This is a genomic window from Paenibacillus sp. J22FR83, from assembly GCF_059691955.1.
The window spans coordinates 22,975-35,151 of record NZ_JCAUAM010000024.1 but is presented as its reverse complement, the minus strand read 5'-3'; the positions used below and the strand labels follow the sequence as shown (position 1 = coordinate 35,151).

The window sequence follows — 12,177 nt, the reverse complement described above, 5'->3', positions numbered from 1 at the left end:
GATGTTACTCATCTCGCAGTTGTTTGTTCATATAGGCAATAACAGATTCATGTACGGTAATGACACCAGAAAGCAGACTTTCACGGTAACGCTGTTCGGAAGCTTGGCCTGGATAAGTAATGGACTTGTCTGGATCAAGCGTCGGAATGTTGTTAATTTCGCTTAGAAATCCTGTGATTTGTTCTTTGAAAGATTCCACGGTATGACCGAAGGCGGTAGGATCGATTAGCTGGATCAATGCGCCTCTTCCTTTTCCAGGACCTTTGGAGCCAATTGGCACATTAACAAGTGCGCCGCTTAACATTTCAAATGCCAAAGCAAGTCCAAAGCCTTTATAACCGCCAAAAGGAGATAAATATTTAACATCGGCAGGGTTGGTTGTTGGATGTCCTTGTTGATCGACGCCCCACGTATCAGGGATGGTTTCCTCATTATATTTGGCCAAAGTCACATGCCCCCAAGCACGCTCGGAAGTGGCCATATCCAGAACAAACAACGGATCTGTATGGGGAAAAGCAATCCCAATTGGCGTGTTATTCACGGCAGCTACTGTTCCTCCCGGGGGTGTCATCACGCTTGTCCCGCCATAAGCGAATACGAGTGTGACTGCACCTTGCTCGGCGCCATACCGGGCAATCGTGCCTGAGCAATTAAAACGGGTAATATCCGTTAGCCCGATCGTAATCATTTTACGGTCAGTGAGAAAGGGAATGGCTAAATCAATGGCTTCACGGGCAACAATATGCCCAATGTCTCGATTGCCAATGATATGCATGTAAGATCCGTCAAACGGACCAACCTGATAGGTTCCCTTGTCCTCGAAGGACTCGACAGCATTTCTAAAGAAGGTAATGCCATGAGAGGAGCGGCCTCTAAGGTGAGCCTCCAAATAGTCTTCGGTTACGATTTCTGCTTCACGCTTCGTTGCTCCGTGTTTGAGGAGGACTTGTCTGCCAAGCTCTCTTAGTTCCTGTATAGGAAGAGTTACCGTATTCATGATGTAAGATCACCTTGCCTTGTGAATTATTTATTGTTCTTAATATCCTCTAATGCTTGTTTGATGTAAGTGTTGTCAACAACTTTGGATGGATCGACTAGCTTGTTAATGGCTTTTTCATTCAGGAGGAACTGGGCAAGATCTTGTTGGCCTTTTACGAACTCATCGGAAACCGGCAGCGTCGCGAAGCTGACATTATTAATGACGGATTTCACAACGTCTGCATTGAGTTTAGTACCTTCAGAGTAAATTTTCACAGCTTCATCAACGTTCTGTTTTTGCCACTGCAACGTTTTCTCTAGTACTTTTAAGTAAGCTGTAACCAGCTCAGGATGTTCTTCGGCGAATTTAGTACGGGCCACGTGGAAAGCTGGGCTAATGTAGTTAATATTTGAACCATCAGCTAGCACGATCGAACCGTCATTGACGACAGAAGTAGAGAGGTATGGTTCTCCAATGGCCCAAGCATCAACGGAACCACCGATAAATGCTGCTTTGGCATCGTCGGCAGTGAGCTGAATGGTTTGAATATCGCCTGCTTTCAAGCCTGCTTTATCAATTAATCGGAACAACATATCATAGCCGCTGGTTGCTTTGGCAACGGCGATTTTTTTGCCTTTTAATTGTTCAACGCTTTTAATTGCACTGCCTTTTTGAACGATCAGGGCATTGTTCTTGGAACCTGTACTGCCAACGGCAATCGTTTTGAAAGGAATATCTGCTATTTGTGCAGTAATAACAGGCGTATTGCCCGTTACAGCCAAATCAAGACGGTTCGTTAGGATAGCATCGAATTGGGGCGGTCCGCCTTGTACCTCGAGCCAGTTCACTTTGGCATTATGTTTAGCAAATTCTTCTTCAAACCATTTCTTTTGTTGGGCTAGGACCAGCGGGGCCACGGCGTGCTGAACACCGATATTCACGACAACTTCTTTTTGGGAAGCTGGTGCACTTGAACTTGGGCTCGGTACCGTGCTGCTCGATGCAGCAGGGCTTGTCTTACTTCCGCATGCGGACATAACAAGTAACAAACTTAATGCTAATGCGGGGACGGCAATTCTTGACAATTTCATGAGTAATCTTCCTCTCTTATACCTTGAAGTGGTTTTAGTTTACTATATCCGAGTAAACAAGTATATTAACTATGTGTTATACTGATATAACTTTAGGTTATCGCAAAAAGGGGTTTGGTTATGAATATTGAGCAATTGGAATATATCGTAAATATTGCAAGAACAGGTTCGATATCCACAACAGCTGAAATCATGCATGTTTCCCAGGCAGGAATTAGTAAAGCATTGGCGAGGTTGGAGAAAGAAATTGGTTTTGAGTTATTTGAACGTACACGTGTAGGGACGCTGCCTACTGACCGTGGGAGAATCATTATCGAGAAAGCAAATGAGGCGCTCTTGAAGATTCAAGATGTCAGGGACGCCGTCCTTATGCAAAATGACCATATTGAAGGCGAAGTTCGGCTGTCTGTAAGCCCGAATTTCATGGCGGTGTTACCGAAGTCTATCGTTTCTTTCAAAAATTACTTTCCTTACGTTCGTTTAGAAATTATTGAGAAAGATTCCATCGATATTATCGAGGACATCAAGCAGAACAAAACGGATATGGGTTTGATATATTTGAATCATGAACCTAAAGTAACCGAGGAACTATGGTTAACCAAGATGTTCGAATCGAGGGTAGTCGTATGTGTAAGTAAGCATTCATGGCTCGCTACCAAAACCAGCGTTACCCGCAAAGATTTGATTTCACAACCATTTGTAAGCATAAATGGGAGTTTTTCAAGCCGTTACATGGCGCAATTTAAAGAGAAATATGGCCCAGTCAACATTATTTTTACATCGAACAATCAAGAAGTGCTGAAGCGGACAATTGCCGAGGGGGCAGCCATTGGTATTTTCATTGAATTTAGTATTAAAAAGGATCCATTGATAATGAGTGGTGAAATTGTGGCTATCCCGCTAGTGAGCAATGAGAGGAATATTGTAACTTTTGGATGTGCGCGCTCGAAGAAGCAGAATTTTCCAAGAACGCACCAAGTCCTTTTGAAATATTTATTGAATGAAATTCATGCACTCGAAAAATAAAAAAAAGATTCGCCCCAATGGCGAATCTGTCGTATTTTAAATGGAGTAAGCGTGTTCCATTTCCTCATGTCCGCCTAGTGCTTGCATGACGCGTCTGCGATATTCCAGGAACGTCGTGGAAACCTGAGAACGCGGATGAGGTAACGCGATAGGGATAATTTCCTTAATTGTACCAGGCTTCGCTTCCATGACGACAATGCGATCAGCCAAGAAGATGGCTTCATCAATATCGTGAGTGACGAGCAGCATTGTCATCCGATTCTCACGCCAAATGTCCAGCAGCGCCTTCTGCATATGATTTCGGGTAAAGGCATCGAGAGCGCCAAAAGGTTCATCAAGTAGAAGAAGCGTCGGCTGATGCATAAGTGCGCGGGCGATTGCCACTCGTTGGGACATTCCGCCTGAAAGCTGCTTGGGAAAAGCCTTCTCGAAGCCGGTTAACTTGACTAATTCAATCACTTTGTTCACTTGTTGCCGGACGGCTGGATCTTTGAGCGATTGATTGGCAGCAATATTTTTCTCAACGGTTAACCAAGGGAACAAACGATGCTCTTGAAAGATGACGCCTTTCTCAATACTGGGCTTCGTCACAGGTTGATTATCCAGAAGAACGGAGCCTTCATAGTTGACGTCTAGCCCTGCGGCAATCTTTAACAATGTGCTTTTTCCACAGCCGCTTGGGCCAATAATGGCGACAAACTCATCCTGTTGTAATTCCAGATTCACATTGCGCAGTGCTTGGACCGTGCTTTCCTTTGAAATAAATGTTTTGTTTACATGATTAAATTTCACATTCGCCATGCTGATTTCACCTCGTGTGTGTAGGAGCTTATACAATTGACGTTATATGAGTTGAAATCTTAGTTTAAGTGTTATGGAAAGTCAAGTGAAATCTATCTGGATAACTTTTTATTATTACGGGGGGTGTGAACGCGTAGGGACCTCAAGTCTTGCGCTTTTTTATTTTAAGCATGTATATTGAAAAGAGAGGATTACATCGAACTGACCCGATGGCAGTTCCACAGTCAGGAGAGAAGCTGCAGTGAACACTGTACAATGGTTGTCCTTACTGCTTTTTCTGGCAGCGGGTTTAATGATATATGTCGCGTTCTTGTCCTATCAGAAACGCCATCTACCAGTTGCTAGAACGATGATTCTGATCATGCTAGGAGCGGCTTGCTATGCAATTGGCTATGCTTTCGAGTTGCTAAGTCGTAACTTATCCGAAGTTAAGCTGTCACTGCAAATTGAATATTTGGGTATTCCATTCATCACGACGCTTTGGCTTTTCCAAGTCATCCAATTTACTGGAACGGCTTCGCGTTATCGAAAGCGCCTTGCATTGGTGCTATTTATTATCCCAGTCGGGGTGTTTTTTCTCCATCTGACCAATGAGTGGCATCATCTATTTTATGAGCAATATTTCTTGAATGATCAATCTTCATTTCCGTTATACCAAACGGTCAAAGGACCTTGGTATACAGCACATACGCTCTATAATTACTTCATGTTAGTGTGTGGATTTTTTCTGTTCATTCCCATGTATTGGCAGTCTTCACGCATCGTGCGCAAACAAATTATTGTACTTACCATGGGAGCTGCTGTGCCCTTACTTTTCAACATATCCTTGTGGTTTGGCATGGTCGTCGATTTGACGCCTTTCGGGTTCGCGGTGTCTGGAACTGTTTATGCGTGGGGGATTCTGCGATTTAATCTGCTCCGATTTACACCTCTTGCTCTGACGCAAGTGTTCGATACCATCCGGGATGGTGTTATCCTGCTCGATTATAAGGATCAAATTGTTAGTTACAACAAAGCGGCCGAAGCCGTTTTACCGGAACTCACTTTGACGAAGCATTACCCCGCTTATATCGGTGAGGTTCTCTTCGTGAATCCAGTGTTAATTCATCTCATTCTTGACTCTCATAACGGCAACGAACGGTTTCCGTTCTACCGATCTCAAGATGGCGGCAATAAGCATTATCAATGCAGCGTATCGTTCATCTATGATGCAGGCACACCTATCGGTAAAATGATTATGTTTAACGATATCACGGAGTTGAAAGAAACCGAGACTAGGCTGCGCGAGAGCGCGAACCAGCTTGTGGAATTAAATTCGTTCAAGGACAAGATGTTTACCCTTGTGGCACACGATATTCGTGATCCAATCGCGCTCTTAGTCAGCTTAACCGAACTGCTTGGCGAAGAGATTGCTGCGGATAACAAGGAGCATGCTGAATTGTTCGCAGTACTCCAAGGACAAGTGCAGAACACGTTCCATCTGGTTGAGAATTTGCTCGACTGGTACCGCAGCCAGAAAGGAAATGTTGTGTTTCGACCGCTAGGCTGGAATTTGCAGCAAGTCGTTCGTCAAGCACTATTGCTAGCGGAATCGAAGGCAGGAATGAAGCAAATTGTAATGAGAGAGAACATTGACGAGAAACTGACCGTTAGTGCGGACAAAGAGATGCTTGATCACATTCTCCGAAACTTGATTTCCAATGGGATTAAGTTCACGGGAATTGGTGGATGGATTGAAATTGGAGCTGTGGCGGACAAGGATAGGATCGTTGTGACCATACGCGACAATGGAGCAGGAATGGATGAAGAAACAGCGGATATGTTGCGCCGAGACGATACATTTATCAAAGTGCTGGACCCCGAAGAAGGAGCAGGTCATGCCAGATTTGGACTTATGCTAACCCGCGAATTTATCGCGATTCATGGCGGGAATCTATGGTTTGATAGCGTGCCGGGTGTAGGAACGACGTTCTTTTTTACTTTACACAGTTCGAGGAGCGGAATGGACGTAATTGACCCATGGCAGGGAGGCGAAGACGCATGAAAGTGATTTTGGTAGACGATGATCCGACGATGCATTTGATTTTGAGCAAAATGTTGCATAAGCTGCCAGAAGTTCATGTTGTTGGCGCCTTCACGGATACGAAGTCGGCGGCCTCCTTCTTACAATCGCATGGGGATATCGGCCTCGCATTCGTTGATATCTCCATGAAAGGGGAGAACGGGATTGAATTCGCCGCTAGGTTAGGAAGCTCTGGTTCTCAAGTGCAACTTGTATTTGTCACCTCTCATAAGGACTTCGCCCTAGAAGCTTATGAGCTTTCGGTCATTGATTACTTGGTCAAACCGGTCTCCCAAGAGAGATTGCAGCGGACAGTCCATCGTGCACTCACGAATTGGCGGGCTTTTCATTTGCCCAAGACCGAGGTGCCACCAGCTCAGGATGAAAGGAAATATATGATTACAGCACTCGGAGACGTTGTTGTGAGCAATGAAGCGGGCCGAGTGAAGTGGATCTCGCGGAAATGCACAGAGCTATTCGCCTATCTCCTGCTTTATCGAGGTAGACGTATACCGCGTTCGAAGCTGGTTACTGATATTTTTGGCGGCATTGAGCATGCCGGTGCGGAGAGTTATTTGAATACGACAGTGTACCAATTGCGTAAATCACTGGAACCTTTGGGTATGCGGGAGGTTATACGCTCAGAGAACGACGGCTATGCCCTTGAATTAAAGGACTCCATAATTGACTATGTAGAGTTCGAGGCGCAAGTGGAGGAACTGCTCACGAGTGATGCTCTTCATGTGGAAAGTGCCCTAAACGTTGAACGGCTTTACACCGGTGATCTGTTTGGCGATAAAGCGTATGTGTGGGCCATTCACGAAACAGAACGTTATAGTCAAATGTACACCACATTCGTCAAACGACTAGCAGCCGCGCTTATTGCGTCGGGAGATACAAGCTCCGCTTCTAAGCTATTACTCAAACTAAATGAGCGCAATCCGCTGGACGATTCGGTGATACGCAATTTGATGATGATACGCCAGATGACAGGGGACAAAAAGGGTTTAACCACACTGTATACGAATTATGTTCGGCTGCTCAATCAGGAGCTTGGGATCCGTCCTTCTGAGGAACTGACTACGCTATATGACTCGTTACTGCGAGCGTTAATGGATAAAAAGATAAAAGCCACGAAGCCTTGATGCTGCGCGGTTTTTGTCTTCTTATCCTACCTGGTTTACAACCAAGTGGGGGAAGCCTTATTCTGTGTGCCGATCATCATAAATATCATTTAGGTTTTTCAACTCTCTTAACGCATCCATTAATAATAATGATGCCTTCCCCAAGAAGTTGGTATCTTTATAAACCATGCCAATTACGATAACGGGGTCAATATCGACAAAAGGTCGAATAACCAAGTTACTTTCTAGACCCAAATAGTTATACCTAGGAACAAGGCCAATTCCGAAACCTGCCATGATCATTTGCCGAATCACATAAAAACTCCCAACCTCAATACCCGTAAAAGGATTCTGACTAGTTCGAACTAACATCCCTTCGGATAACTCCCGATAGATACAATTTTGCTCTTTTAAAAGGATGGTTAGTCCTGCGAGGTCGTTCACTGCTATGTGGTTTTGATTGGCTAATGGGTGATCAGCCCTCATTATTACTCCCAATTGTTCCTCGATAAGTGGCTCAAACTCCAACATAAGGTTTGCGGCTGGAGGCGCGCATATGCCAAAATCCAATTCACCGGATCGCACTCTTTCCGAGATCGCTTTACTGCCACTAACCTCCATAGATAACTGCACTTGCGGACGAAGTTTGCAAAAATCAGCTACGATTGTCGCTATCTTCTGGCTCGCAATAGGTTCAATAGCGGCGAAACGAATAGCTCCGCCATCCCCTGTATCGATATCAGAGATCGTTTGTCTCATAGATCCAATCGTTTTCAGCAAAGAGGATGCTTCCTGATAGAGCCATCGACCGGCTTCAGAAGCAATCATACGTTTGCCATCACGAATAAATAGAGTGACCCCTAGATCCGCCTCAAGGCGCTGAATCTGAAGTGTTACCGTAGAGGGGGCATATTGAAGTTCTTCTGCAGCTTTCTGAAAACTGCCCAGACGTACAATCGTTTCAAATGTTTTTAATGCTCGCAGATCCATGATTCTCACCCTTTGTTTAATGAAAATGAATAATTCATTCAGATAGTTCAATTTTACAAAACATTGATGCCAATTTACAATAGCGCTATAGAAAGTATTTTTGGGCAGGAGGGATGCTATGGGTTTGCGTTATCAATCAGCATTCAATTGGATAACCTTATGGGCATCCTTATTATTTGCTGTAATCCTTGGATTCTCGCGGCTGTCCTATGGATTGTTCTTGCCGGGGATTCAAAGGGAAATAGGTGGGAGTTACGGTCAATTAGGCATGTTAGGAACTGTTAATTTCATTGGATATTTGATTGGAACCCTATGCCTGCCGCCATTCATTGCCCGCTTTCAACATAAGAAGAATGTAATGAATCGATTGTCATGTATGTTACTTGGATTGGCTATGATGGCCTCGGCGTTTAGTAATCATTTGATTCAACTTGGGCTATGGCGGTTCATGATTGGCTTTTTTTCAGCTTTAGCTACAGTGTTGGTCTTGTCTATTGCAACAGACGCCGTTCAGCCAGCTGAACGAGGAATGGCTTCGGGCCTTATCTGGCTAGGCGGATCTGCCGGAATTCTGGTTACAGGGCTATTTGCCCCCTACACCATAGATCCTTCTCATTTGGAGGGGTGGCGTTATGCTTGGTTTGCCATGGGAGTTTTCGGTATTTTTGCTGCGGTGGGCTTTGAGATCGTATCAAGAAAGGAAAAATTGGAAAGGATCATTTACACACAAATTGAATTGAGTCAAGGGGACAAACAAGAAATGAGTGTTTACAGACTTATGTTTAGTCCCAATAAATTTTTATTCTTGCTTGGGTCTTATTTCTTCTTTGGATGGGGATATATCATTTATTTCACTTTTTTGATTCCCTATCTTGTGAGTAAAGGAATTCCATCGATCTATGCGGGACTAGTTTGGTCCGGTATTGGATTTGCAGGTTTGTTCAATGGTTGGATAGGAGGGAGAGCTATTGATCGATGGCCGAGTGGGTACACACTTGCACTAGGGTTAGCACTTGGCACGATCGGTGTGATAGGCGTAACGACAAATAGCATTCTGGTTACTTCGTTAGGTGCCGGAATGATTGGGTTGGTTTCATTTATTACTCCGCCATTGATGACGACTGCGCTTCTTCGCCGTTATGCACCACATAGCGTATATGCGGTATGCCTTAGTGTAGCCACCTCTTTTTTTGCAGCAGGTCAAATTATCGGTCCTCTCGTTGGAGGATGGGTTGTCGAGCAGTACGGTTTGCAATTAGGCGTAACATCAAGTGCTATTTTCATGGCAGTTTCCGCGGTGTTTGCATGTTTATATGGACGAAAACAACAGATGTTGATAAAGGAGAGAAGTAACGATGGTGAATTCCAACGCTAACATGTCGGCAATACGAAAATTTTTTAAATCAGGTAATCTTCAGCTTTCCTATCTTGATTTTGGTGGAGAAAGTACTCAAGTGCTTGTTATGTTACATGGGTATATGGCAAATGCGAGAACATTCTCGGAACTGGCGGTCAAATTTAAAGATTGGCGGGTTATAGCTGTTGATCAACGCGGACACGGTTGGAGTGATCATCCCACTGACAAGGCATATGCTAGGAATGATTATATTAATGACATACGAAGTCTGATTCAAAATGAACTCGGGGCACAACCCGTAACGCTACTAGGGCATTCTCTAGGTGGGTTAAATGCTTATCAATTCGCTGCTCGTTATCCTGAATGGGTCGATGCCGTTATCGTTGAGGATATTGGTGTGGAAATTAACGCTGACTTCTCATTTGCCGTGAAGCTTCCATCTCGATCGGCTTCCTTAAAAGAACTAAGAGATTCACTTGGACAAGCAGGACTCCGAGCGATCGATTATTTCTCGGAAAGTGTGTTCGAGGATGAACGGGGTTGGGGGTTCCGTACGGATATACAGGGGCTGCAGGTTTCCGTTCCGCAATCTAATGGGGTTTGGTGGGAAGACTGGTTATCTTCAAATTGCCGTATTTTGCTGATTCATGGTAAGAAAAGCTTTTTTCTTAACGTCCATCAGGCAGAACAAATGGAAATAAGGAGACCTAACACCAAGCTTGTCGTTTTCGAAAAATGTGGACATGGTGTTCACTCCGACGATTTGGAAGGTTTTTATCAAGTTGTGAATGATTTTCTTGAAGAACCTACCGTAAGGCCCTAATGTAGAGAAAGTCATTCAAATTCCATAATGTCATACTGGGACTTAATAGCAGGCGCATATGATGCGTCTGCTATTTTTATGTACGCCCAGCATGAGCGTCATCTCTAGGGTGAAAGTCCCGAACGGGGGCTGGCGAACGGCTACCGTTAGTCAAGAGCAAGGGTGTCCATCGTGAGATGGAATCTGAAGGAAGCTGGAGGCAAATGCACGAGCCAAGGTACACGAACTGGGTTAGAGGCAGGGTTAGTCGGATGAGTCACCATAGCATGACGAAATCCGAAGTCGCCAAAGGCTAACTTTGTAAACCCCAGTGGTTGCGGGCAGAAAGATGACGTTCTTATCTGGGGAGGCCTGTGAAAAAAATGCGAAGTAACTTCGTAACCGCAACTGAGAAGTTGCGCTGAATCCGCAGGAGTCAGCAGAAGTCATAGTACGCAAGTTGTTGCAACAGCTTGCGGAAGGACTGAACCGAAAGGAGAGAGGAAAACGATGCGTTCGTATGAAGAGCAAAGACAGCAGAAAATCTCGCAAGAGAGCTCGCGGCAAAGAGAAGCGGTGAAGCCGTTAGGGTATGTCGGAGTGCCGAGTTCTTCGTCGGCACAAGTCGTCCCTTCCCCTCGCGAAGATCATGACGACCTACTGGAGCGAATGCTCGAAGGGGACAACCTTCGGCTTGCCTACAAGCGAGTGGTACAAAACGGAGGAGCACCTGGTGTGGACAATATAACGGTAGCCGAGCTACAAGCTTATTTGAAAACCTACTGGGAATTGGTTAGATCCGAACTCTTCGTGGGAACTTACAAACCGTCGCCAGTCAAACGGGTGGAAATCCCCAAACCCGGAGGCGGTGTGCGGCTACTCGGTATTCCGACCGTAATGGATCGCTTCCTCCAGCAGGCACTTCTACAGGTGATGAATCCCGTCTTCGACGCACATTTCTCGTGGTACAGCTACGGTTTTCGTCAAGGGAAACGAGCGCACGACGCGGTGAAGCAAGCACAGCGTTACATCCAAAACGGCTTAAGATGGGTCGTAGATATGGATTTGGCCATATTCTTTGACCGAGTAAACCACGACATGCTCATGGCAAGAATAGCGCGAAAAGTAGCAGATAAGCGTGTACTGCTATTAATACGAGCTACTTAAACGCAGGAGTGATGGCAAAAGGTACGCTAGAGAGAACTATAGAAGGCACACCTCAAGGTGGTCCAATGAGTCCTCTCCTGGCGAACATTCTACTGGATGATCTGGACAAAGAGCTGACCAAACGAGGGTTGCGATTTGTTCGATATGCGGACGACTGTAACATTTTCGTCGCTAGCAAGCGAGCAGGTCAGCGCGTCATGGAGTCTGTTACTCGCTTCGTGGAAGGAAAGTTAAAACTAAAAGTGAATCGAGAGAAAAGTGCGGTAGATAGACCATGGAAACGAAAGTTTCTCGGCTTTAGCTTTCTAAGTGATAAGAAAGCAACGATTCGAATAGCTTCGCAAACTCTCTCAAGATTTAAAGAGAAGGTTCGGGAGCTGACGAATCGCACGCGTTCGATGTCTATGGAGAACCGCATCATGCAACTGAACCGTTACCTCATTGGTTGGATAGGCTATTTTAAACTGGCTTCGGCAAAGAACCACTGTGGAAAATTTGATCAGTGGATTCGTCGAAGACTGCGAATTTGTCTGTGGAAGCAGTGGAAACGGGTTCGCACTCGAATCCGAGAGCTTCGAGCACTCGGAGTGCCAGATTGGGCTTACTTCGTCATGGCCAATTCAAGGAGAGGTGCATGGGAAATGTCTCGAAACATAAATAATGCCCTTCCCACTTCCTATTGGGAAGCGAAAGGGCTGAAAAGTTTACTTTCACGTTACTTGGAACTTTGTTAACCATTCGGAACCGCCGTATGCGGACCCGCATGTACGGTGGTGTG

9 protein-coding genes and 1 pseudogene are annotated in these 12,177 nt (G+C 45.1%); 6 read left to right on the top strand and 4 right to left on the bottom strand.

What is annotated here, in order from left to right; translation table 11 throughout:
* Positions 1-4 precede the first annotated feature (4 nt).
* Positions 5-997, bottom strand: coding sequence for an Ldh family oxidoreductase (locus AC58PV_RS30940; RefSeq protein ID WP_497436742.1), 993 nt, complete (start codon positions 995-997; stop codon positions 5-7).
* Positions 998-1,023: 26 nt separating this feature from the next.
* Positions 1,024-2,070, bottom strand: coding sequence for an aliphatic sulfonate ABC transporter substrate-binding protein (locus tag AC58PV_RS30935; protein ID WP_497436741.1), 1,047 nt, complete (start codon positions 2,068-2,070; stop codon positions 1,024-1,026).
* A gap of 120 nt (positions 2,071-2,190) precedes the next feature.
* On the opposite strand from AC58PV_RS30935, the gene AC58PV_RS30930 reads away from it, so the two are divergent.
* Positions 2,191-3,096, top strand: a complete 906-nt coding sequence (locus AC58PV_RS30930) for a LysR family transcriptional regulator (protein ID WP_497436740.1) — start codon at positions 2,191-2,193, stop codon at positions 3,094-3,096.
* A gap of 36 nt (positions 3,097-3,132) precedes the next feature.
* On the opposite strand, the gene AC58PV_RS30925 is transcribed toward AC58PV_RS30930, so the two are convergent.
* Positions 3,133-3,903, bottom strand: coding sequence for an ABC transporter ATP-binding protein (locus AC58PV_RS30925; RefSeq protein ID WP_497436812.1), 771 nt, complete (start codon positions 3,901-3,903; stop codon positions 3,133-3,135).
* Between the two features lie 235 nt (positions 3,904-4,138).
* Here AC58PV_RS30925 and AC58PV_RS30920 point away from each other — a divergent pair, with 235 nt between their 5' ends.
* Together AC58PV_RS30920 and AC58PV_RS30915 are read left to right on the top strand one after the other, a co-directional pair.
* The gene (locus AC58PV_RS30920; RefSeq protein WP_497436738.1) at positions 4,139-5,941 is read left to right on the top strand and encodes a sensor histidine kinase; all 1,803 of its coding nucleotides are present in this window, start codon (positions 4,139-4,141) and stop codon (positions 5,939-5,941) included.
* The gene (locus AC58PV_RS30915) at positions 5,938-7,104 is read left to right on the top strand and encodes a response regulator (RefSeq protein WP_497436737.1); all 1,167 of its coding nucleotides are present in this window, start codon (positions 5,938-5,940) and stop codon (positions 7,102-7,104) included. Before AC58PV_RS30920 ends, AC58PV_RS30915 begins: the two co-directional genes overlap by 4 nt.
* Positions 7,105-7,161: 57 nt before the next feature.
* Here AC58PV_RS30915 and AC58PV_RS30910 read toward each other — a convergent pair whose 3' ends face one another.
* Positions 7,162-8,073 carry a LysR family transcriptional regulator gene (locus tag AC58PV_RS30910; protein WP_497436735.1) on the bottom strand — a complete coding sequence of 304 codons (912 nt, stop codon included), beginning with the start codon at positions 8,071-8,073 and terminating at the stop codon, positions 7,162-7,164.
* Positions 8,074-8,191: 118 nt separating this feature from the next.
* Here AC58PV_RS30910 and AC58PV_RS30905 point away from each other — a divergent pair, with 118 nt between their 5' ends.
* The 3 genes and pseudogenes from AC58PV_RS30905 (at position 8,192) to ltrA (ending at position 12,133) form a co-directional block, all read left to right on the top strand.
* Complete coding sequence (locus AC58PV_RS30905) at positions 8,192-9,448, top strand: YbfB/YjiJ family MFS transporter (protein WP_497436734.1); 1,257 nt, start codon at positions 8,192-8,194, stop codon at positions 9,446-9,448.
* Positions 9,429-10,253, top strand: coding sequence for an alpha/beta fold hydrolase (locus tag AC58PV_RS30900; protein ID WP_497436733.1), 825 nt, complete (start codon positions 9,429-9,431; stop codon positions 10,251-10,253). The genes AC58PV_RS30905 and AC58PV_RS30900 overlap by 20 nt, the downstream gene beginning before the upstream one ends.
* A 489-nt stretch (positions 10,254-10,742) precedes the next feature.
* Positions 10,743-12,133 (top strand): annotated as a pseudogene (ltrA, locus tag AC58PV_RS30895) (group II intron reverse transcriptase/maturase).
* Positions 12,134-12,177: the final 44 nt, after the last annotated feature.

Bases quoted from the DNA above. Each gene is read 5' to 3' on its own strand.
- AC58PV_RS30915 (WP_497436737.1), top strand. From the start codon at position 5,938: ATGAAAGTGATTTTGGTAGACGATGATCCGACGATGCATTTGATTTTG.
- AC58PV_RS30940 (WP_497436742.1), bottom strand. From the start codon at position 997: ATGAATACGGTAACTCTTCCTATACAGGAACTAAGAGAGCTTGGCAGA.
- AC58PV_RS30910 (WP_497436735.1), bottom strand. From the start codon at position 8,073: ATGGATCTGCGAGCATTAAAAACATTTGAAACGATTGTACGTCTGGGC.
- AC58PV_RS30930 (WP_497436740.1), top strand. From the start codon at position 2,191: ATGAATATTGAGCAATTGGAATATATCGTAAATATTGCAAGAACAGGT.
- AC58PV_RS30900 (WP_497436733.1), top strand. From the start codon at position 9,429: ATGGTGAATTCCAACGCTAACATGTCGGCAATACGAAAATTTTTTAAA.
- AC58PV_RS30905 (WP_497436734.1), top strand. From the start codon at position 8,192: ATGGGTTTGCGTTATCAATCAGCATTCAATTGGATAACCTTATGGGCA.
- AC58PV_RS30935 (WP_497436741.1), bottom strand. From the start codon at position 2,070: ATGAAATTGTCAAGAATTGCCGTCCCCGCATTAGCATTAAGTTTGTTA.